Annotated in this window: 20 protein-coding genes; 11 read left to right on the top strand and 9 right to left on the bottom strand. The window is 72.6% G+C overall.

The genetic code is table 11. From position 1 onward, the window contains the following. The first annotated feature begins 18 nt into the window (after positions 1-18). From ACGFIB_RS08890 to ACGFIB_RS08865, 6 genes are read left to right on the top strand one after another with little or no spacing between them, the layout of a single operon-like run. Positions 19-108, top strand: a complete 90-nt coding sequence (locus tag ACGFIB_RS08890; protein ID WP_051762707.1) for a potassium-transporting ATPase subunit F — start codon at positions 19-21, stop codon at positions 106-108. Further along, entirely contained in the window at positions 108-1769 is a 1662-nt protein-coding gene (kdpA, locus tag ACGFIB_RS08885) for a potassium-transporting ATPase subunit KdpA (protein WP_393369766.1), read from the top strand. The genes ACGFIB_RS08890 and kdpA overlap by 1 nt, the downstream gene beginning before the upstream one ends. Continuing rightward, positions 1769-3928, top strand: a complete 2160-nt coding sequence (gene kdpB, locus ACGFIB_RS08880) for a potassium-transporting ATPase subunit KdpB (protein WP_393369763.1) — start codon at positions 1769-1771, stop codon at positions 3926-3928. The genes kdpA and kdpB overlap by 1 nt, the downstream gene beginning before the upstream one ends. Positions 3929-3942: 14 nt before the next feature. Further along, positions 3943-4836: a potassium-transporting ATPase subunit C gene (locus tag ACGFIB_RS08875; RefSeq protein ID WP_393370047.1), complete on the top strand. Its 894-nt coding sequence runs from the start codon at positions 3943-3945 to the stop codon at positions 4834-4836. 6 nt (positions 4837-4842) lie between these two features. Then, a complete protein-coding gene (locus ACGFIB_RS08870) occupies positions 4843-7515 on the top strand; it encodes a DUF4118 domain-containing protein (protein ID WP_393369761.1) in 2673 nt (890 codons plus the stop codon). Next, positions 7512-8180, top strand: a complete 669-nt coding sequence (locus ACGFIB_RS08865) for a response regulator (RefSeq protein ID WP_393369757.1) — start codon at positions 7512-7514, stop codon at positions 8178-8180. Before ACGFIB_RS08870 ends, ACGFIB_RS08865 begins: the two co-directional genes overlap by 4 nt. Before the next feature lie 15 nt (positions 8181-8195). Here ACGFIB_RS08865 and ACGFIB_RS08860 read toward each other — a convergent pair whose 3' ends face one another. Then, a complete protein-coding gene (locus ACGFIB_RS08860) occupies positions 8196-8810 on the bottom strand; it encodes a DUF6461 domain-containing protein (protein WP_393369754.1) in 615 nt (204 codons plus the stop codon). Positions 8811-8919: 109 nt separating this feature from the next. Between ACGFIB_RS08860 and ACGFIB_RS08855 the strand changes: the two genes are divergently transcribed. Both ACGFIB_RS08855 and ACGFIB_RS08850 read left to right on the top strand, forming a co-directional pair. Then, positions 8920-9147, top strand: coding sequence for a hypothetical protein (locus ACGFIB_RS08855; protein WP_393369751.1), 228 nt, complete (start codon positions 8920-8922; stop codon positions 9145-9147). 97 nt (positions 9148-9244) lie between these two features. Continuing rightward, positions 9245-9538 carry a hypothetical protein gene (locus ACGFIB_RS08850; protein ID WP_142568037.1) on the top strand — a complete coding sequence of 98 codons (294 nt, stop codon included), beginning with the start codon at positions 9245-9247 and terminating at the stop codon, positions 9536-9538. Here the strand turns inward: ACGFIB_RS08850 and ACGFIB_RS08845 are convergent. Further along, a complete protein-coding gene (locus ACGFIB_RS08845) occupies positions 9466-9705 on the bottom strand; it encodes an XRE family transcriptional regulator (protein ID WP_223853817.1) in 240 nt (79 codons plus the stop codon). The two genes, ACGFIB_RS08850 and ACGFIB_RS08845, sit on opposite strands and share 73 nt — an antisense overlap. 95 nt (positions 9706-9800) lie before the next feature. Beyond that, positions 9801-10223, bottom strand: coding sequence for a type II toxin-antitoxin system RelE/ParE family toxin (locus ACGFIB_RS08840; RefSeq protein ID WP_393369747.1), 423 nt, complete (start codon positions 10221-10223; stop codon positions 9801-9803). 74 nt (positions 10224-10297) lie between these two features. Between ACGFIB_RS08840 and ACGFIB_RS08835 the strand changes: the two genes are divergently transcribed. Beyond that, positions 10298-11575 carry an NAD(P)/FAD-dependent oxidoreductase gene (locus ACGFIB_RS08835; protein ID WP_393369744.1) on the top strand — a complete coding sequence of 426 codons (1278 nt, stop codon included), beginning with the start codon at positions 10298-10300 and terminating at the stop codon, positions 11573-11575. Beyond that, complete coding sequence (locus ACGFIB_RS08830) at positions 11572-12489, top strand: RNA polymerase sigma-70 factor (RefSeq protein WP_393369741.1); 918 nt, start codon at positions 11572-11574, stop codon at positions 12487-12489. Before ACGFIB_RS08835 ends, ACGFIB_RS08830 begins: the two co-directional genes overlap by 4 nt. Before the next feature lie 8 nt (positions 12490-12497). Here the strand turns inward: ACGFIB_RS08830 and ACGFIB_RS08825 are convergent, their stop codons facing one another. The 6 genes from ACGFIB_RS08825 to ACGFIB_RS08800 all read right to left on the bottom strand — a co-directional run bounded on the left by ACGFIB_RS08825 (position 12498) and on the right by ACGFIB_RS08800 (position 19201). Beyond that, positions 12498-13205 (bottom strand): hypothetical protein, encoded by a 708-nt coding sequence (locus ACGFIB_RS08825; protein WP_393369738.1) that lies wholly within the window; start codon positions 13203-13205, stop codon positions 12498-12500. 15 nt (positions 13206-13220) lie between these two features. Next, on the bottom strand, positions 13221-13802 hold the full coding sequence (locus ACGFIB_RS08820; RefSeq protein ID WP_393369735.1) for a GNAT family N-acetyltransferase: 582 nt from the start codon (positions 13800-13802) through the stop codon (positions 13221-13223). Between the two features lie 44 nt (positions 13803-13846). Continuing rightward, positions 13847-16075 (bottom strand): penicillin acylase family protein, encoded by a 2229-nt coding sequence (locus tag ACGFIB_RS08815; protein ID WP_393369733.1) that lies wholly within the window; start codon positions 16073-16075, stop codon positions 13847-13849. A 75-nt stretch (positions 16076-16150) separates the two neighbouring features. Next, on the bottom strand, positions 16151-16975 hold the full coding sequence (locus tag ACGFIB_RS08810) for an ABC transporter ATP-binding protein (protein WP_393369730.1): 825 nt from the start codon (positions 16973-16975) through the stop codon (positions 16151-16153). Between the two features lie 41 nt (positions 16976-17016). Beyond that, positions 17017-18081 (bottom strand): FecCD family ABC transporter permease, encoded by a 1065-nt coding sequence (locus ACGFIB_RS08805; RefSeq protein WP_393369728.1) that lies wholly within the window; start codon positions 18079-18081, stop codon positions 17017-17019. 76 nt (positions 18082-18157) lie between these two features. Then, on the bottom strand, positions 18158-19201 hold the full coding sequence (locus tag ACGFIB_RS08800; protein ID WP_208762074.1) for a FecCD family ABC transporter permease: 1044 nt from the start codon (positions 19199-19201) through the stop codon (positions 18158-18160). A gap of 152 nt (positions 19202-19353) precedes the next feature. On the opposite strand from ACGFIB_RS08800, the gene ACGFIB_RS08795 reads away from it, so the two are divergent. Beyond that, positions 19354-20358: an ABC transporter substrate-binding protein gene (locus ACGFIB_RS08795; protein ID WP_393369725.1), complete on the top strand. Its 1005-nt coding sequence runs from the start codon at positions 19354-19356 to the stop codon at positions 20356-20358. The last annotated feature ends 70 nt before the right edge of the window (positions 20359-20428 follow it).

Raw genomic sequence — 20428 nt, 5'->3', positions numbered from 1 at the left:
GAAGGCGGTGGAGCGCCGGTGAGCGTGATCAACGCCGTCGGTCTCGGCGTGGCCGCGGCGCTGCTGGTCTTCATGGTCGCGGCCCTGCTGTTCCCGGAGCGCTTCTGATGAGCGCGGCAGCGGCAGGGGCCGTGCTCGTGCTGTCCGTCGTCACGGTGCTCGCCGTCGTTTATCTGCTGCTGGGCGACTACCTGTACCGGGTCTACACCGGCACCCGCCACAGCGCGGCCGAGCGCCTCGTCTACCGTCTCGTCGGCGTGCGGCCGGACGCCGAGCAGTCCTGGGCGGTCTACGCACGCGCCCTGCTGGCCTTCTCCGCGGTCTCCGTGCTGGCCGTCTACGGCATGCAGCGCCTGCAGGACCGGCTGGTCCTCGGCCTCGGGCGGCCCGCGGTCCCCGCCCACGTCGCCTGGAACACGGCCGTCAGCTTCGTCACGAACACCAACTGGCAGGCGTACTCGGGCGAGTCCACGATGGGTCACCTGGTGCAGATGGCCGCCCTGGCGGTGCAGAACTTCGCGTCGGCGGCGGTCGGCATGGCCGTGGCGGTCGCGCTCGTGCGGGGCTTCGCCCGCAGGCAGGCCGACACCATCGGCAACTTCTGGGTGGATCTCGTGCGCGGCACGTTCCGGGTCCTGCTGCCGATCGCGTTCGTCGCCGCGCTGGTCCTGGTCGCCGGGGGCGTGGTGCAGAACCTCGCGTCGCCACACGAGGTGACGACGCTGACCGGCGGCACCCAGGCGATCACCGGGGGCCCGGTGGCGAGCCAGGAGGCGATCAAGGCCCTCGGCACCAACGGGGGCGGCTTCTACAACGCCAACTCCGCCCATCCCTTCGAGAATCCGGCCGGGTGGACGAACTGGCTGCAGATCGTCCTGCTCCTGGCGATCCCGGTCGCGCTGCCGCGCACCTTCGGCCGCATGGTCGGCCAGGTGCGGCAGGGACACGCGATCCTCGCCGTCATGGCGGTGATCGCCCTGGTGAGCGTGGTGCTGACGAACGTCTTCGAGGTCTCCGGCGGTGCCACGGTCCCCCAGGCCGCGGGGGCGGCGCTGGAGGGCAAGGAGGTCCGCTTCGGCGTGCCCGGCTCTGCGACGTTCGCCGCCGTCACGACGCTGACCTCGACCGGCGCCGCCGACTCCGCCCACGACTCCTTCACGCCCCTGGGCGGCATGATGACGATGCTGAACATGATGCTCGGCGAGGTCGCGCCGGGCGGCGCCGGTTCCGGCCTGTACGGCATGCTCGTGCTGGCGGTGATCACCGTCTTCGTCGCCGGTCTGATGGTGGGCCGTACGCCGGAGTACCTGGGCAAGAAGATCGGCTCGCGCGAGATCAAACTGGCCTCGCTCTACTTCCTGGTCACCCCGGCCCTCGTGCTCGCCGGCACGGCCGCGGCGATGGGCAACCGGGCGGGTCTGGCGGCCATGCTGAACGGCGGCCCGCACGGGCTCTCGGAGATCCTCTACGCGTTCACGAGCGCGGCCGCCAACAACGGCTCGGCGTTCGCCGGGATCTCGGCGGGCACGCCCTGGTGGTGTGTTGCGCTCGGCCTGTGCATGGCCTTCGGCCGGTTCCTGCCGATCGTCTTCATCCTCGCGCTGGCCGGATCGCTGGCGCGGCAGGCGCCGGTGCCGGTCTCCGCCGGGACGCTGCCCACCCACCGCCCCCAGTTCGTCGGGATGGTGGCCGGCGTCACGGTCGTCCTCGTCGCCCTCACGTTCCTGCCTGCCCTCGCGCTCGCGCCCCTCGCGGAAGGACTGTCCTGATGCCGGCGTCAGCGCGGCGTGGAAGCGGCGGGACCGGCGGCGGGGCCGGGGGCGGGGTCGGCGGCGGGGTCGGCGGCGGGGTCGGTGGCGGCCTGCTCGATCCCCGGCAGCTCGTGAGGTCGCTGCCCGACGCGCTGCGGAAGCTGAACCCCGTCACGCTGTGGCGCAACCCGGTGATGTTCGTCGTCGAGGTCGGCGCGGCGTTCACCACCGTGCTCGCGATCGCCGGTCCCTCGTTGTTCGCCTGGGCCATCGTGGTGTGGCTGTGGCTGACGGTCGTGTTCGCCAACCTGGCCGAGGCCGTGGCCGAGGGCCGGGGCAAGGCCCAGGCCGCCACGCTGCGGGCGGCCAAGCGCGACACCACCGCCCGGCGGCTGACGGACCCGCGCGACCCCGCCCGGTGGGAGGTCGTCGACGCCCAGGAGTTGCGGCAGGGCGACGTCGTCGTCGTGGAGGCCGGGGAGGTCGTTCCGGGTGACGGCGACGTGGTCGAGGGCATCGCCAGTGTGGACGAGTCGGCCATCACCGGGGAGTCCGCGCCGGTGATCCGCGAGTCCGGCGGTGACCGGTCGGCCGTCACGGGCGGAACCAAGGTGCTGTCGGACCGGATCATCGTGCGGATCACCCAGAAACCCGGCGAGAGCTTCATCGACCGGATGATCGCGCTGGTCGAGGGCGCCGACCGGCAGAAGACCCCCAACGAGATCGCCCTCAACATCCTGCTGGCCGCGCTGACGATCATCTTCCTGATCGCGACCGTGACCATGCAGCCACTGGCGATCTACTCCAAGGCGCAGAACCCCGGTATCCCCGACTCCCTGGCCCTGGACGGGCACGGCGTCACCGGCATCGTGCTGATCTCGCTGCTGGTCTGCCTCATCCCGACCACGATCGGGGCGCTGCTGTCGGCCATCGGCATCGCCGGCATGGACCGCCTGGTGCAGCGCAACGTGCTGGCCATGTCCGGCCGTGCGGTGGAGGCCGCCGGTGACGTCAGCACACTCCTGCTCGACAAGACCGGCACGATCACCCTGGGCAACCGGCAGGCGTCGCAGTTCGTCCCGGCCGAGGGCGTCTCCGAGCTCGACCTGGCCGAGGCGGCGCAGCTGTCCAGCCTCGCCGACGAGACGCCCGAGGGCCGTTCGATCGTGGTCTACGCCAAGAACGCCTACGGCCTGCGCGAGCGGCGGCCGGGCGAGCTGATCCACGCCGACTGGGTTCCGTTCACCGCGCAGACCCGCATGTCCGGCGTCGACGTCGACGGGCGCCGGGTCCGCAAGGGCGCCGCGACCTCGGTCATGACGTGGGTGCGCGACAACGGCGGCCATCCCACCGCGCACGTCGGGCAGCTGGTCGACGGGATCTCCGCCTCCGGCGGCACCCCGCTGGTCGTCGGCGAGGTGAGCGCCGGCATGGCCAGAGTGCTCGGGGTGATCCACCTCAAGGACGTCGTCAAGACGGGCATGCGGGAGCGGTTCGACGAGATGCGCCGCATGGGCATCCGCACCGTCATGATCACCGGGGACAACCCGCTGACCGCCAAGGCCATCGCCGACGAGGCCGGGGTGGACGACTTCCTGGCCGAGGCCACCCCCGAGGACAAGCTCGCGCTGATCCGCAAGGAGCAGGAGGGCGGGCGGCTGGTCGCGATGACCGGCGACGGCACCAACGACGCCCCCGCGCTGGCCCAGGCCGATGTGGGCGTGGCCATGAACACCGGCACCTCCGCCGCCAAGGAGGCCGGGAACATGGTCGATCTCGACTCCAACCCGACCAAGCTCATCGAGATCGTCGAGATCGGCAAGCAACTGCTGATCACGCGGGGGGCGCTGACGACGTTCTCCATCGCCAACGACATCGCGAAGTATTTCGCGATCATCCCGGCCATGTTCGCGGCGGTCTACCCCGGCCTGGACACGCTGAACGTCATGCGGCTGCACAGCCCGCAGTCGGCCATCCTGTCCGCGGTGATCTTCAACGCCCTGGTCATCGTCGCGCTGATCCCCCTCGCCCTCCGCGGGGTGCGATACCGCCCCTCCAGCGCGTCCCGACTGCTCAGCCGCAACCTCTCCATCTACGGACTCGGCGGGATCGTCGTCCCGTTCATCGGCATCAAACTCATCGACCTGTTCGTTCAGATCCTTCCGGGGATGTCCTGATGGCTGGGAACGTGATGGAACGCCTGCCGAACCCGCTCCGCCGGCACCTCGCGGCGGTCCGTGCGGTCGCCGTGCTGACGGTGATCCTGGGTGTGCTCTATCCCCTGCTGGTGACCGGCGTGGCCCAGGTCCTCCTCTCCCACCAGGCCGGCGGCTCGATCCTGCGCGCGGACGGCAGGGACGTGGGCAGCGCCCTCATCGGGCAGAGCTTCACCGGGCAGAGCTTCACCGGGCAAAGCTTCACCGGCGAGGACGGCGCTCCGATCAAGAAGTACTTCCAGAGCCGCCCCTCCACGGGCGGCTACGACCCGCTGGCCTCGGGCGCGAGCAACCTGGGCCCGCAGGACGTCGTCGACCGGCTGCCCGACCCCCGGGGAGTCGGCCAGGCCGCGAGGAAGGGCAGAATCTCCCTGCTCACCGAGGTGTGCGCGCGCTCCAAGGCGGTCGGCGAACTGGAGGGCGTCAGCGGGGCCAGGCCGTACTGCGCCGGCGACGGGGTCGGCGCGGTGCTGAAGGTCTTCCCCGCCGTGGGCACACCCACGAGGGTGGTCAGCGTCAACCAGGCCTGTCCCGCCACGCCGTTCATCCGGGTCTACCAAGGGGTGCGGGTGGAGTGCGGCCGGCCTGGAGAGGACTACTCGGCGGGGCGTACGGTGCCGGTACGCGGGGATGCCCGAGCGGTCGTCCCGCCGGACGCCGTGACGGCGAGCGGCAGCGGCCTCGACCCGCACATCTCCGTCGCGTACGCCGAACTCCAGGCCCCTCGGGTCGCCAGGGAGCGCGGCCTCGGCCTGGACACGGTGCGGGCGCTGATCAGGGAGCACACGACCGGCAGGGTGCTCGGCTTCCTGGGGGAACCCGGGGTGAACGTGCTGGAGCTCAATCTGGCCCTCGACAGGGAGAGGTGAGCGGCCATGCCACGCGGGCGGCTGCGGATCTACCTGGGGGCGGCCCCCGGGGTCGGCAAGACCTACGCCATGCTCTGCGAGGGGCACCGGCGGAGGGAACGCGGCACGGACGTCGTGGCCGGCCTGGTGGAGACCCACGGCCGCGCGCGCACCGCGCGACTGCTGGAGGGGCTGGAGATCGTCCCCCGCAGGACCCTGACGTACCGGGGGGCGGACTTCACCGAGCTGGACGTCGACGCGGTCGTCGCCCGGCGCCCACAGGTCGCCCTGGTCGACGAGCTGGCGCACACCAACGTGCCGGGCTCGCGCAACGCCAAACGCTGGCAGGACGTCGACGAGCTCCTCGACGCCGGGATCGACGTGATCTCCACGGTGAACATCCAGCACCTGGAGTCGGTCAACGACGTCGTCCGGCACATCACCGGCATCCCGCAGCGCGAGACCGTGCCCGACGAGGTCGTACGGCGGGCCGACCAGATCGAGCTGGTCGACATGGCCCCGGAGGCGCTGCGGCGGCGGCTCGCGCACGGCAACGTGTATATGCCGGAGAAGGTGGACGCCGCCCTGGCCAACTACTTCCGCGTCGGCAACCTCACCGCGCTGCGCGAGCTGGCCCTGCTGTGGCTCGCCGACGAGGTGGACGAGCAGCTCGACCGCTACCGCGCCGAGCACGGCATCGCCGACACGTGGGAGGCGCGGGAGCGCGTGGTCGTCGCGCTCACCGGCGGGCCGGAGGGCGACACGCTCGTCCGGCGGGCCGCCCGCATCGCCGCCAGGAGCAAGGGCGCCGACCTGCTCGCCGTGCACGTCACCCGGGCCGACGGGCTCGCCGGCGGCGACCCTGCGCTGCTGGCGCAGCAGCGCGCCCTCGTGGAGAGCATGGGCGGCACCTACCACCAGGTGGTGGGCGACGACGTGCCGCGGGCGCTGCTGGAGTTCGCCCGCGGCGTCAACGCCACCCAGCTCGTGCTCGGCGCCTCCCGGCGCGGCCGGGTCGCCCAGATCTTCAGCAGGGGGGTGGGCGTCGAGACGACCGCGAGGTCCGGCTCGATCGACGTTCACATGATCACGCACGAGCAGGCCAAGAAGGGACGGGAGAGCCCGCAGCGGTCGCGGGCGGCGCTCACCCGGCGGCGCAGGCTGGCGGGGTGGGCCGTCGCCCTCACCGGGTTGCCGCTGCTCACCGCCGTCCTGCTCCCCTTCCGGGGCACGCTGGCGCTGCCGAGCGTCATCCTGCTGTTCCTGACCAGCGTCGTGGGCGTGGCGCTGATCGGCGGCATGTGGCCGGCGATCACGGCGGCGGTCGCCGGCTCCCTGCTGCTCAACTTCTTCTTCACCCCGCCCACGCACACCCTGACGATCGCCAACCCGGAGAACTTCTTCGCCCTGCTCGTCTTCGTGTTCGTCGCTGCGGCGGTCAGCATGATCGTGGACGTCGCGGCCCGCCGTACGCGGGAGGCGGCCCGCGCCGGGGCGGACGCGGAGATCCTGTCCGCGCTGGCCGGGCACGTGCTGCGCGGAGAGGCCGCCGTGCCCTCCCTGCTCGCGCGTACGCGGGAGACGTTCGGCCTGGTCTCGGTCACCCTGCTGCAACGGCGGCCCGAGGCGGGACAGGGGCCGGACGACCGGTCCGACCCCGCCTCCTGGCGGATCGTCGCCACCTCGGGGGCGGAGCCGTGCACCTGCCCGGGCGCCGCCGGCACCGATGTGGACATCGACGGCGACCTCGTGCTCGCCGCGCGCGGGCGGCTGCTCGACGCCTCCGAACGGCGCGTGATCGAGGCGTTCGCCGCACAGCTGGCCGTAGCCCTGCGGCAGGTGCGGCTGGAGGAGGAGGCGGAGCGGGCCAGGCCGCTCGCGGAGGCCGACAGGATGCGCACCGCCCTGCTCGCGGCGGTCAGCCACGACCTGCGCACGCCGCTGGCCGCCGCCAAGGCCGCCGTGGAGAGCCTGCGCGCCACCGACGTCGAGTGGTCGGCGGAGGACCGCGCCGAGCTGCTGGAGACCGCGGACGAGTCCCTGGCCAAGCTCGACCGTCTGGTGGTGAACCTGCTCGACATGAGCCGCCTGCAGGCCGGGGTGCTCGGCGTGGCCGCCCAGCCGGTCGCCGTCGAGGAGATCGTGCCCCGGGCGGTCGACGACCTGGGGCCGCTCGCCGCCGAGGTGAAGATCGACATCTCGCCCGACCTGCCCGATGTCGTCGCCGATCCGGCGCTGCTGGAGCGGGTGCTCGCGAACGTCGTCGCCAACGCCGTCCGTTACACCCCCGCCGGGGAGAGCGTGCTCGTCACCGCCAGCAGGTACGGCGATCGGGCCGAGATCCGGATAATCGACCGTGGGCCCGGTGTGCCGCGCGACGCCTACGAGCGGATCTTCCTGCCCTTCCAGCGGCTGGGGGACCGGGACAACCACAGCGGGGTCGGGCTGGGCCTGGCCCTGGCGCGCGGACTGACCGGGGCGATGGGAGGAGAGTTGACACCGGACGAGACGCCCGGGGGAGGGCTCACCATGATCCTGACCCTGCCCGTCGCCGTGCACACCCACGACGTGATCGAAGGCCCGGCGGAGCTCGGCGGTCCTCGGGATGCCGCTGGTTCTACGGAGTGCCGCGGTTCTGGGGATGCCGGCGGTTCTCGGGATGCCCGCGGTTCTGGGGATGCCGGCGGTGCGGCGTCGTGAGCCGGATCCTCGTCGTCGACGACGAACCGCAGATCCTGCGCGCGCTGCGGATCAACCTGGCCGCGCGCGGATACGAGGTCGCCGTCGCGGCCGACGGCGGCTCCGCGTTGCGCGAGGCCGCCGACCGGCGTCCCGACCTGATCGTGCTGGACCTCGGGCTGCCCGACATGGACGGAGTCGAGGTCATCCACGGCGTACGCGGCTGGAGCAGCGTTCCGATCATCGTGTTGTCGGGGCGCAGCGGCAACCAGGACAAGATCGACGCGCTGGACGCCGGAGCGGACGACTACGTGACCAAGCCCTTCGGGGTGGACGAGCTGCTGGCCCGCGTACGCGCGGTGACCCGGCGCACCGGCTCCCGGGAGAGCGAGCCCGCCCGCGTACGGGTCGGGGAGCACGTGATCGACCTCGCCGACAAGACCGTCTCCGGCGACGTACGGCTGACTCCGACCGAGTGGCACATCCTCGAACTCCTCGTCCGCAACCCCGGCAAGCTGATCAGCCAGCGGCAGCTGCTGAGCGAGGTGTGGGGCGCGCAGTACGTCAAGGAGACGCACTACCTGCGGCAGTACATGGCCCAGCTCCGGCGCAAGCTGGAGAAGGAGCCCGCCCACCCCGTCCACCTGATCACCGAGCCGGGCATGGGCTACCGGTTCACCCCCTGACGCCCCGCCCGGGGCTCAGTCGTCGGGGTTCGTCGTGCCGGCGAGGAACGTCATCTCCAGCAGGGCGGGGGACAGGTCCACCCCGGTGATGACGCCCGCCAGAGCGAACGCGGCGCCGATGGGATCCTCGGGCAGGGGATCGTCGAAGCCGTTGAGGCCGAGCCCCAGGTCGCGCATCGCGCCGATCCACCGGTCGGGGTCGTCGCCGGACCGCAGATGCGGCGCCAAAGGTTCGAACTGCGTGATCAACCGGCCGTCGATCGCGTGGGCGAAGTCGTCGGAGGCGTAGTCGTGCCTGCTGACCGCCACGACCTCGGCCCCCTGCGAGAGGCGCTCGAGCACGCCCGTCCCGGCGGCGACCCGCCAGCCGCCGGGCTCGACGAGCACGGTCCAGTCGCCCATCCGCACGGCGCCGGCCCAACCGGCGTCAATGCCGTCCGAACTCTCCAGGCACTCCTCCGCGTTCTCGTCCAGCTCCTCGAACGTCATCTCGTCGATGGTGCTCTCGTCCACCCCCAGGCGGACGAGCGCCTCCCGGGGTGCGAGCCCGCGGACGAAGGACACCCCGAATACGGAGCCCAGCGGCCCGGCACCGGATAACCAGCCGAATTTCACATCAACGTCCGACATGGCGACCTCTTTCATCTGCTGCCGGACATCATGGCAGCGATCACCGTCCGGCGTCCGGCTGTCGCCGGAGGCGGGAATGTCAGTCGCGTGCGGAAGAATCGCTCTCATCATGACCACCACCACCGCGCCGACCATCCCTGCGCCGACCATCCCTGCGCCGACCGTCCCCGCGCCGACAGACGTGCCCACCCGTTCCCTGCCGGTCGAGCTGGTCGACGGCCCGGGGGGCGGGCTCTACCTGCTGCCCTTCGCGCCGCTCACCCCGGACGACTGCGAGGCCCTGTCCGTGCTCCTCGCCGCCCGGGCCGCCGCCGTACGACGGAACGAATCCGCGTGATCATCTGATCGATTGGCGTGGGGAAGACCGCCATGGCGGCGGAACTCGTGCGGTCGATCCCGGAGGCTCACTTTTCGACCCCGAGCAGGTGGGCGTCATGCTCACGCATGCCACGGGCCTGCCCACGGCCGGGAACTTCCAGGACTGGGCGTGGCGGACGCTCATCGTGGAGACCGTCACACGACTGGTCGGCCAGGTCGGCGGCGTCCTCGTCCTGGCCCAGACCGTCCTGGTCGAGGCCCCGATCGAGATCGCGGCCAACATCGCCGCCGCCGTCACACCCGATCCGGTCTGCCCCCCGCCTACTGATCACGGTGCTCAGGCGAGCGTGTATTCCGTGTCTCCAAAGTCGGCCACCACCCGCAACCTGCCGCCCAACGCCTCGACGTAGGACCGGAGAGTCGACACCTCGGCCCTGTCGATCTCCCCGTGCTCGATCGCGGACACCCGAGGAGCGGAAACACCCATCAGCGCGGCGACATCCCGCTGGGTCAAGTCCTGCTCTTGCCGAATCTCCGCAAGCCGGTGGGCGCGTACTTCTGCGGCCAACCGATCCATGGCGGCCTTTTTCTGTTCCTCCGACCGCACCGGAAGTCCTGCGGCCTCACGGCGCTCACGCACCCTGCGCTTGGTTTCCTCCCAACCCACAGAGGTCATTCGTACTCCCTGATCTCCAGCTCAATGAGATGAGCCTCGTAGCGCTTTTCGGCCTGCGGGATATTAACGTCGTACCATTTCTGCCAGTTCCCCGCTTTGTCGCCTGCGACCAAGAGCACCGCTCGGCGTACCGGATCGAAGGCAAACAGGATGCGGATCTCGCTGCCACCCGCAGATCCTGGTCGCAGCTCTTTGAAGTGGTGAAGCTCGGCGCCCTTGATGCGATCTACTAGTGGACGCCCGAGCGCGGGACCGGCCTCGGCCAGCATGTCTATGGCGTCCTCGACCTGCTCCGCACTATCCCAGTCCTCCTCGGCGAGTGCTTCGAACCACGACGCGCAGGTTAACGCAAGTGTTAACTTCGCTGGTTGGTAACGGGTGATCGGGTCAGCCGGCCGAGGCGCTGTGGCGCGGATCACATCGGACGCATGTCACGTATGGGCGGGCCGCTTCCATCTGCTGGTCGTCAACGGTCAGACGAGGAGGCAGAACGATGAGCGCACAGCACGAAGCCGGCGTGGCGACCACCCATCGGGTGGTGATCCTGGGGGCGGGGTACGCGGGCCTGTCCGCGGCGATCCAGCTCGCGTGCCGGGTCAAGCCGAGCGAGAACGTGCGGGTGACCCTGGTGAACGCGCAGGAGCGGTTCACCGAGCGGCTGCGGCTGCACATGGCCGCGAGCGGGCAGCCGCTCGCCGAGCTGAGCATCCCCGAGCTGCTTGAGGGCACGGGCGCGCACTTCGAGCGCGGGTGGGTGACGGCGGTGGACGCGAACGCGAAGACCGTGCGGATCGACGACGAACGTGTCCTGCCCTACGACACGCTGGTGTACGCGTTGGGCGGGGTGGCCGACACGTCGGCGGTCCCGGGCGCCGAGGACCACGCCCACACCCTGAACGGCGCCCAGGACGCCGAGGTGCTGGCCGACCGGCTGGCGCGGCTCGGCAGCGGCACGGTAGTGGTCGTCGGCAGTGGGCTGACCGGCGTCGAGTCGGCCGCGGAGATCGCCGAGCGGCACCCGGAGCTGACCGTCGTGCTGCTGGGCCGCGGCGAACCCGGCGCGGCCATGCACCCGAAGGCCAGAGCGTATCTGCGGGCCGCGCTCGACCGCCTGGGGGTGCGGGTGCGCAGCGGGGTCGAGGTGGTGAAGGTGCTCCCCGGCTCGGTCGAGCTGGCCGGCATCGTCGACGTGGCTGGCAGGGTCGACGTGGCTAGCTCGGTCGACCTGGCTGGCACGGGCGGGCCTGTCGGCGAGGAGAGCGTGGCGGCCGACGCGGTCCTGTGGACGAGCGGCACGCGGGTGTCGCCGCTGGCGGCCGCTGCCGGGCTCACCGTCGACGAAGGCGGCCGCATCGTGACCGACACCGCGCTGCGGTCGGTGTCCCACCCCGAGGTGTACGCCGTGGGCGACGCGGCGGCGATCCGCCAGGGCTACGGCGTCATGCACGGCACCTGCCAGGGCGGCATGCCGACCGGTGTGCACGCCGCGGTGTCGATCCTCCGGGAGCTGAGGGGCAGGCGGCCCAGGCCGTTCCGCTTCGGCTACTACCACACGCCGGTCAGCCTGGGCCGGCACGACGCGGTCGTGCAGTTCACCCACCCCGACGACAGCCCAAGGCGGCTGCACCTGACCGGCCGCGTCGCGGTCCGCTATAAGGAGACGGTGACCGCCGCACCCTGGGCCACGTGGGGCCGAATGAAGAAGATGCCGGCCTCGGGCGCGTTCTGGCCCCGCGGGGGCCGCTTCACCCGGGTCGGGGGTGCGCGGTGACCGGGACCTACGGCCTCGGCCAGGAGGTGTTCGTCCAGCACCGGAACCTGCTGTTCTCTGTGGCCTACCGCATCCTCGGCACCGCGGCCGACGCCGAGGACGCGGTCCAGGACGCCTGGCTCAACTGGTCGGCGGCCGACCGCTCGCAGGTGGCCGACCCGAAGGCGTACCTGACGCGGATCGTGTCGAACGTGGCGCTGGAGCGGCTGCGTTCCACTCATCGCAAGCGTGAGTCCTATGTGGGGCCGTGGCTTCCGGAGCCCATCCTGACCAGCGGGGACACCGCCGAGGCCGTCGCGGACGCCGAGTCGGTGTCGATGGCGATGCTCGTGGTGCTGGAGACGCTGAGCCCGCTGGAGCGCGCGGTGTTCGTGCTCAGGGAGGTCTTCGGCTTCAACCACGCCGAGATCGCGGAGGCGGTCGAGCGTTCCGAAGCCGCGGTGCGCCAGGCCGCGCACCGCGCTCGCGCGCATGTGCGGGCCCGGCGGCCGCGCTTCCCGGCCGACCGGTCCCGGCAGCGTGCGGTCACCGAGCGGTTCTTCGCCGCCGCGACCGGCGGCGACGTGAACGCCCTGATGGAGCTGCTGTCCCCCGACGTCACCCTGTGGACCGACGGCGGCGGCAAGGTCCGCCAGGCCCTGCGTCCGGTCGTGGGCGCGCAGACCGTGGCCGCCTGGTTCGCGGCCATCGGCGGCGTCAGCTACCAGGGCGTCGAGCCCGCCGACATGACCGCCGAGCTCGCCGAGATCAACGGCGGCCCCGGCATCGTCTTCGGCGGCGCGGGTCGGGTGATCGCCACCGTCACCTTCGACTTCGACGCCGACGGCCGGATCACCACCATCCACAACGTCGCCAACCCGGACAAGCTCCAGGCGGTCGCCGACGGCACCACCCGCGCCCTCGGGACGCGGTGAGCACCGGGTCAGCGTACGCAGCAGGTGGAGCAGGGGTCGGCGTCCGGCAGCGTGACCCACAGGCAGCACGTGCGGCGGCGGTATCCGTCACCGTCGGGCACGAGCAGTCCGGCCACCGGCGGCCCGATCTCGTCCAGCAGCCGGGCCGCCTCGGCGTACGACCCGAGCGTGAGCAGCGGGTGGGCGAACGCCTCCGCGGTGGAGCCCCACAGGGTGCGCTCGCCCACCTTGGTCAGGGTGCTGAGCGCCCGCACGAACGGATACTGGCTCTCCATGAGCGCCTCCCCGATGGCCGCCGCGAGGTCGGGGACGACGACGGCGCCCTCGGTCCCGGCCAGCGGGTCGCCGGGGAGCACGGCCACGGTCAGCCGCGACGCCGCCACCGTCACCCCGGCCGCGGACGACCTGACCAGCGTGTCCTCCAGGCGCATCAGCGGCACCCGGCGGCCGAGACGCCAGCCCAGGGCCATCGGCATCGTGTGCCAGTAGCCGAAGGTCTTCCACAGCAGCGCCGCCGCCACGTGACGCGGCGCGCTCCAGCGTCCGGCCGTCTCGTCCACCAGCGCGAGCAGACCCTCGTACGGCTCCCGCACGAGGGCGGCGGCGGGGATCCAGCCGGGGGAGTCGTCGGCGACCAGCCCGGGCAGGACCCCCAGCACGCCGTCCCGCTCCGCCGCGAGGCCTGCCAGATGGTCGGAAAGGGCGTCGAGCAGCACTCCGCACTCCTTGTGTCAGCGGTGGTCTCTGGTGAGGAAGAGCAGCCGGGCCCGCTTGCCCGGCAGGTCGATCTCGGGCCCGAGGGTGAAGCCGGTCCGCAGCAACCGGGTGGTCATCCTGTCGTTGCGGATGTCCGGCTCGGCCACGACCCGGGTGTGGCGCGGGTCGGAGAACACGTACGCGAGGAGCACGGACAGCAGGGCGGAGGTGAAGCCGCGCTCGCCCTCCCCCGTCGCCGGTCCGAGGAGCAGATGGACGCCGAAGTCGCCCGGCTGGACGTCGTAGCACTCCCCGACCGGGTCGGCCCCGGGATCGTAGGTCTGGAAGAGCGCCACCGGCCGGTCGTCGCGGTGGACGAGATAGGCGTGGTGGGTGGCCAGACCGTCCAGGTGGTCGTAGATCTCCTGAACCCGCGCCCGGCTCGCGTCGAGCATTCCCCAGAACCGGGCCCGCTCCTCGGTGACCCAGGAGTGGATCAGGCCGGCGTCGGCGGCCGGGTCCACGGGCACGACGCGGAAGGCGCCGAATCCCTCGACCGTCTGCTCCCATCGGGCCTCGCGCCGTACGGAGGCCGTTGGGGGTGCCTCAGGGGTCATGTCGCTCCTCGGTCTGCGGGGTCCAGGGTCAGTCGGGTCCAGGGTCAAGTCGGGTCCAGGGTCAGCCGGTCCCAGTCCGTGACCACCGGCACGAGTTCGCCGCGCAGCCACAGCGGGTGCTGGTCACGCCGATGGGGGTCACCCGGCACGCCGCTCGCGCCGAACGGGACGATCCACAGGCTCCCGTCGCGCCTGGCGAGGTCCCACACGTAGCGCGCCGCCGGGCCCCGGGCGCAGTGATGGGTCACGCCGGGCACGCTCGACGTGGACAGCACGCAGTCGTGGTCGCCCGCCAGGCCCGCCTCCACCGGCGCCGCGCCGTCGACAGGGAGTGAGATCGCGGGGGACGGCAGTGCCCGCCAGGGGGCGAGCCGGTGCAGGTCGCCCCACCGGACGCCGGTCAGCTCGTCGCGTGCCGCCACGTCCTCCAGCGCCGCCCGGGCCAGGTCCGCGAGGGCCGCCCGGCCGAGCCCGGGCAGCCGGTCGGTCGTCAGGAGGCCCTCCAGGGCGTATGCGACGCGGGGGGTGAGCGCGAGCCAGGGCCGGAAGACCTCGGGAACCCCCTCGGCCAGTCCGGCCAGGGGCGCCAGGGCGGGGTGGGCCGCCAGGCGACGCACCACCTCGGCCCGGACCACCGCGTACGCCGCCGCGCCGGTGCTGCCGGCGTCCATGCGCCGGTCCCAGGCCGACAGCCGGTCCCGCAGGCGTACGGCCTCGGGGCCGAGCCCGGCCAGCCCGTCCAGCCCGTCCAGCCCGTCCAGCCCCTCCAGCCCCTCCAGCCCGTCCAGCAGGTCGAGAAGGGCGCCGGCGCCGGGCAGCAGGGTGTCGGTGTGGACGGCCGCCATGTCCCCGGCCGACCAGCGCGCCGCCCCGTCGAGCAGGCGCCCGATCCGGTCGGCGCGGTGGGGCGGAGCGAACTCGACGCCGAGCGGCGCGGCGATCCCCCGTTCGTTGGCCATGACCGTGACGCCGCGGACCTCGCGGCGGGGCATCGGCGCGTGCCGGTCGCCCCACTCGTGGCCGGGCTCCCAGGCGGGCACGACCCGCAGCGCGTTGTCCGGGTGGCGGACGGGCACCGTCCCGGCGACCCGATGCAGCAGCCCGCCGTCGGTGTCCGCGGCGAGCACGACGTTGACGGGCTCGGCCCAGCGGTCGAGCGCCCGGTCCACGTCGGCCACGGTCTTCGCCCGCAGCAGCGCCGGCAGCGCAGCGAACCCCAGGTCACGGAGCACCCGGGGCGGGTAGCGCAGGCTCAGCGCCTCGCGCACGCGTCCACGGCCGGTCTCTCCCCGGGCGTCCGCCATGACGACCGGGCCGCGCTCGGTCTCGACGATCTCGACCTCTACTGGGGCCTCCCCCGCCACCTCGACCACCTCGACGTGGGCCGTGCAGGGACGCCAGCCGTCCGGTCCCAGCGCCTCGACGCGGCCGTCCCCGTGCCGGAGCCGCTCGCGGTAGAGGTCCTGATAGTCGGCCATGGCGTTGGTGATCGCCCAGGCGACCGAGCCGGCGTGCCCGAAGTGGGCGATGCCCGGAACGCCCGGCACGGCCAGTCCCACCACGTCGAACTCGGGACAGGCCAGGCGGATCTGCTGATAGAAGCCGGGGTCCTCGATGAACCGGTGGGGATCGCCCGCGATCAGGGCCGCGCCGGTGGCGGTGCGATCCGCGGGGACCAGCCAGCCGTTGCTCCCGCCGGTGCCCGGCCCGTCGTGCGCGAACAGCGCGACCGCCTCGGGGCCCAGCCGTTCGGCCACCGCCTCGCGCCACAGCTTGGCCGGGAAGTGCGCGAAGAGGATGTGGTGGGACAGCCAGATCGCCATCGGCGTCCACGGCTCCCACCGGCCCGGCACGACCCCGGCCGCGTGCTGTGCCCCATCGTGCCTGGCCGCACCGTGCCCGGCCGCGGGCTCTGCCACGTCGTGCTGATCCGCTTCGGCCGCGGTGAACTCCGGAGCCCGGCGCGCCCCTTCGGGAAGCCCCGCGTTGACGCCGTCCACGTAGGCGCTCACCCAGCGCGCCGTGTCATCGTCAAGGGCGTGCAGGCAGCGCTCGGCGGTGTCCGCGAGCCGGGCCTGCCGGGCGAAGCGGTCCCACGGGACGGCGTCCGGTCCGAGGACCGCCGCCGACGTGCCGGTGGCCCGGCGCCGCTCGACCTCGATCTGCCAGGCCCGGTCAAGGGCCGTGACACGCCCCTGGGCGAAGGCCAGTTCGTACGGATCGCCCGCGCGCAGGTGGGGGATGCCCCAGGCGTCCCGATACACGCTGCTCATAACGCCGCCTCCGGCACCGGGACGTTCATGACGCCGCCTCCGGCATCGGTGACGCCGTCTCCGGCGGGATCCGCGTCACCGTGGCGCCGATTCGCTGCGACGGCGGGCGGCGGGAACGACCAGCGGGGTGCCGGTCTCCGGGTCGTCGATCACCCGGCAGGGCAGCCGGAAGACCTCCTCCACCAGGCCGGCGGTCATGACCTCTCCGGGCGCCCCGGCGGCCACGACGCGGCCGTCGCGCATCGCGATCAGGTGGGTGGCGTAACGGGCGGCGTGGTTGAGGTCGTGGAGCACCGCCACGAGTGTGCGTCCCCGCTCCTCGTGCAGCCGGGCGCACAGGTCGAGGACCTCGATCTGGTGGGCGATGTCCAGGTAGGTCGTCGGCTCGTCCAGGAGCAGCAGCGGCGTCTCCTGCGCCAGCGCCATCGCGATCCACACGCGCTGGCGCTGCCCTCCGGACAGCTCGTCGACCAGGCGTCCGGCCAGGTCTGCGATCCCGGTGGCCTCCATCGACTCGCGCACCACCCGCTCGTCGCCGGCCGACCACTGGCGCAGCAGCCGCTGGTGGGGGTAGCGCCCGCGGCCGACGAGGTCGGCGACCGTGATGCCGTCCGGCGCGACGGACGTCTGGGGCAGCAGGCCGAGGGTCCTGGCGACCTTCCTGGCGGGCAGGGAGGTGATGTCACGACCGTCGAGCAGCACGGTCCCGGCGGCCGGCCGGAGCGTGCGTGCCAGCGCCCGCAGCAGCGTCGACTTGCCGCAGGCGTTGGGCCCGATGATCACGGTGAAGGACCGGTCGGGGATGGCGACGTCGAGGCCCTCCGCGACGACCCTCCTGTCGTAGGAGAGGGTCAGCGCGCTGCCGCTCAGCCGCGGCCCGTCCTCGTGCGTTCCTGCCACTGCGTTCTCCTGCCCGCCGGTTCCGTGCTCGATCGTCCGGGTCAAATGCGTCCCGCCTTCCGCTGGGCGGCGAGCAGCCAGACGAGGTAGCCGCCGCCGAGCACCCCCGTCACCACCCCGACGGGCAGTTGGTGGCCCGCGAACAGCCGCTGCGCGGCCAGGTCGGCGCCCGTCAGCAGCGCCGCGCCCGTGCACGTGGCGACGAGCAGGTTCGGCCCGGGCGCCCCGGTCATCCGCCTGGCCAGGTGCGGGGCGGTGAGCGCGACGAACGACACCGGCCCGGCGGCCGCCGCCGCCAGGGAGGTGAGCAGCACGGCCGCCGTCAGCAGGACCAGCCGCAGGCCCTGGACCCGTACGCCGAGACCGCGCGCCAGGTCGTCGCCCATCTCGGTGATCGCCAGCGGGCGGGCGCAGCCGAGCAGCACCACAGGCGCCAGCACCGCCATCGCGACGAGCAGCGGGAGGACGTCCTCCCAGCCGCGTCCGTCCAGGCTGCCGGTGAGCCACAGCATGGCCCGCGCCGCCTCCATCAGCCGTCCCCGGGTCAGCAGGTAGCCGTTGACGCCGGTGAGGATCGCGGTGGCGCCGATGCCCACCAGCACGAGGCGGTGGCCGTGCAGGCCGCCGCGCCAGGTCAGCGCGTAGACGACGGCTCCGGTGACGATCCCGCCGAGCACTGCGCCGCCCGCGAGCGCCGCGCTGCCGCCTCCCGTGACGACCACGAGGAGCGCCCCGGCCGCCGAGCCCTGGGTGAATCCGAGCAGGTCGGGGCTGCCCAGCGGGTTGCGTACGAGCGACTGGAAGACCGCGCCGGCCAGCGCGAGGGCGGCGCCCACGAGCAGCGCGGTGACCACGCGGGGCAGCCGGAGCTCGTGCACGACGAAGTCCTCGGCCGGGCCGCCGCCGCCCAGGACGGTGCGGACGACGTCGGAGGGGCTCATCGGATAGTCGCCGCCGCCGACCGCGAGCACGCCGAAGACGAGCGCGAGCAGCAGGCAACCGACCCCCACGGCGACGGCCCTGAACCGCAGCGGAACGCCGACGGCGATCCTCCGGAGGGGCCTTCTCCCGGGCCCTCGGAGGGGCATGGGCGGGGCCGCGCTCATGCCTCCCCCTCGCCTGACGGCTCGCAGTCGCATGAGCGAATCGCGCCGTGCCTGTGGATTCGCTCGCCACACTCGCTCACGCGCGGACCTTCCTTCGCACGAAGTAGAGGAACAGCGGGCCGCCCAGCACCGCCGTGACGATGCCCGCCTGCAGCTCGCCCGGTCTGGCCACCAGCCGCCCGAGCACGTCGGCGCCGAGCAGCAGCACGGGCGCGAGCAGCGCGCAGCAGGGGAGCATCCAGCGCTGGTCGGGGCCGGTCAGCGCCCGGACGAGGTGCGGCACCATGAGCCCGACGAAGACGATGGGCCCGCAGGCCGCCGTCGCCGCGCCGCACAGCAGCGTCACCGCCACGATGGCGCCCGCGCGGACCCGGGCGGGATGGGCGCCGAGCGAGCGCGCCGCGTCGTCCCCGAGCGCGAGCGCGTTGAGCGGCCGGGCCAGGGCCAGAGCCAGCAGCAGCCCCGCCGCGACGAACGGCGTCATCATGGCCGCGGTCCCGCCCTGCGCGCTCGCCAGCGAACCGACCGTCCAGAAGCGCATTGTCTCCAGCGAGGCCGCGTCGAGCAGCATCGTCCCGTTCACGTACGAGTAGAGCGCGGCGTTGACGGCCGCTCCCGCGAGCGCCAGCCGGGCCGGGGTGGCGGCGCGCCCGCCGCCCACCGCGTACACCAGCACGGCCACGACCGCCGCGCCGGCCAGGGCGAACCAGACGTAGCCCTGGAACGTCGCCACCCCGAAAAGCCCGGCGGCCGTGGCCACCGCCGCCGAGGCGCCCGCGTTGATGCCCAGCAGGCCGGGGTCGGCCAGCGGGTTGCGGGTGAGTGCCTGCATGACGCCGCCCGCGACCCCCAGCGCGACTCCGGCGAGCAGCCCGAGGAGGGTGCGCGGCAGCCGCATCTGGTGGACGACCGTGTACGCGGCCGAGTCGGCGTCGACGAGCCCATGCCAGACCTCGGCCGGGGAGAGCTGCCGGGCGCCGAGCCCGAGGCTGAGCACAAGGCTGAGCACGAGGAGGGCGGCCAGGACCATCGCCGAGCCCAGCAGCGCCGCGGCGCGCCGGCCGTTTTCCGCGCGTTCGCGCGGCGGCCCGGCGGGCTCGCTGATCTGCGAGGACTCCATGACGACCACGGCCGGCTCCGGTGGGGGACGGGGGCGATTTCCATCGCCCCTCTGGACAAGAACTTAGGTAAGGGTAACCTAACTAGCGATCAGCCCCCAAGACCCTGGGTCATGCGAGAGAAAGACGAACCGTGCGCAACCTGAACTCCCCCATGTCCCGTCGCGGCCTCTTCGCGGCGGGCGGAGCCGCCGTACTCACCCTGGCGCTGGCCGCCTGCGGGTCGAGCGATCCGGCGCCCTCCACCGCAGGTCAGAGCGCGAAATCGTGGTCCTTCACCGACGACAGGAAGGAGACGGTCACGGCCGGAGCCGTCCCCTCGCGGGTCGTGGCGTTCACCGGGACGGCGGCGGTGCTCGCCGACTATGGCCTGCAGCAGAAGGTCGTCGGCGTCTTCGGCGAGACGAAGCGGGCCGACGGCTCGCCCGAGCCGCAGGCCGGCGACCTGGACGTGAACAAGGTCACGATCCTCGGCAACGTCTGGGGTGAGTTCAACATCGAGAAGTACGCCGCGCTGCGTCCCGACCTTCTCGTGACGCACATGTACGACCCCGGGGCCCTGTGGTACGTCCCGGACGAGAGCAAGGACAAGATCGTCAAGCTCGCTCCTACCGTCGCCGTCAGCGTGGCCCGCGTCCCGATGACCGAGCCGATCGAGCGGTACGCCGCCCTCGCCGAGTCGCTGGGCGCGGACCTCACGGCCCCGAAGGTCGCCGAGGCCAAGGCCAGGTTCGAGGCCGCCGCCGAGAGCGTGCGCACGGCGGTCGCCGGCAACCCCGGCATCAAGGTGCTGGCCGCCTCGGGCAGCCCCGACGTGCTGTATGTGTCCAACCCGGAGGTCAACACCGACCTCATGTACTTCACCCAGCTCGGGGTCGACGTCGTCAAGCCGGAAAAGCCCGGCGACGGCGGCTACTACGAGAACCTGAGCTGGGAGAACGCCGACAAGTACGACGCCGATCTGATCCTGCTCGACAACCGCGGCACGGCGCTGCAACCCAAGGACCTGACGTCCAAGCCGTCCTGGGCGAAGCTGCCCGCCGTCAGGGCCGGTCAGGTCGTGGGCTGGGACCCGGTGCCGCGCTTCTCGTACGCCGGAGCCGCGCCGATCCTGGAGAACCTTGCCTCGGCGATCCGGAACGCCAAGAAGCTCGGCTGACCCCACCGTGAAGGAATTCACCCGGGGACACGTGTCGACCCCACAAAGTTAGGTTCGCCTAACCTAACTC

The sequence above is a fragment of the Microbispora bryophytorum genome, from assembly GCF_043197435.1.
GTDB classification, from domain to species: domain Bacteria; phylum Actinomycetota; class Actinomycetes; order Streptosporangiales; family Streptosporangiaceae; genus Microbispora; species Microbispora bryophytorum.
The sequence above is the reverse complement of the archived record's forward strand: the minus strand, read 5'-3'. Positions and strand labels throughout refer to the sequence as shown.

Coding starts and splice junctions, on each gene's coding strand:
- kdpA (WP_393369766.1), top strand. CDS start 108: ATGAGCGCGGCAGCGGCAGGGGCCGTGCTCGTGCTGTCCGTCGTCACG.
- ACGFIB_RS08855 (WP_393369751.1), top strand. CDS start 8,920: ATGACCACCACCACCGCGCCGACCATCCCTGCGCCGACCATCCCTGCG.
- ACGFIB_RS08795 (WP_393369725.1), top strand. CDS start 19,354: ATGTCCCGTCGCGGCCTCTTCGCGGCGGGCGGAGCCGCCGTACTCACC.
- ACGFIB_RS08805 (WP_393369728.1), bottom strand. CDS start 18,081: ATGAGCGCGGCCCCGCCCATGCCCCTCCGAGGGCCCGGGAGAAGGCCC.
- ACGFIB_RS08800 (WP_208762074.1), bottom strand. CDS start 19,201: ATGGAGTCCTCGCAGATCAGCGAGCCCGCCGGGCCGCCGCGCGAACGC.
- kdpB (WP_393369763.1), top strand. CDS start 1,769: ATGCCGGCGTCAGCGCGGCGTGGAAGCGGCGGGACCGGCGGCGGGGCC.
- ACGFIB_RS08875 (WP_393370047.1), top strand. CDS start 3,943: ATGGAACGCCTGCCGAACCCGCTCCGCCGGCACCTCGCGGCGGTCCGT.
- ACGFIB_RS08850 (WP_142568037.1), top strand. CDS start 9,245: ATGCTCACGCATGCCACGGGCCTGCCCACGGCCGGGAACTTCCAGGAC.
- ACGFIB_RS08815 (WP_393369733.1), bottom strand. CDS start 16,075: ATGAGCAGCGTGTATCGGGACGCCTGGGGCATCCCCCACCTGCGCGCG.
- ACGFIB_RS08820 (WP_393369735.1), bottom strand. CDS start 13,802: ATGACCCCTGAGGCACCCCCAACGGCCTCCGTACGGCGCGAGGCCCGA.
- ACGFIB_RS08835 (WP_393369744.1), top strand. CDS start 10,298: ATGAGCGCACAGCACGAAGCCGGCGTGGCGACCACCCATCGGGTGGTG.
- ACGFIB_RS08860 (WP_393369754.1), bottom strand. CDS start 8,810: ATGTCGGACGTTGATGTGAAATTCGGCTGGTTATCCGGTGCCGGGCCG.
- ACGFIB_RS08870 (WP_393369761.1), top strand. CDS start 4,843: ATGCCACGCGGGCGGCTGCGGATCTACCTGGGGGCGGCCCCCGGGGTC.
- ACGFIB_RS08845 (WP_223853817.1), bottom strand. CDS start 9,705: ATGGATCGGTTGGCCGCAGAAGTACGCGCCCACCGGCTTGCGGAGATT.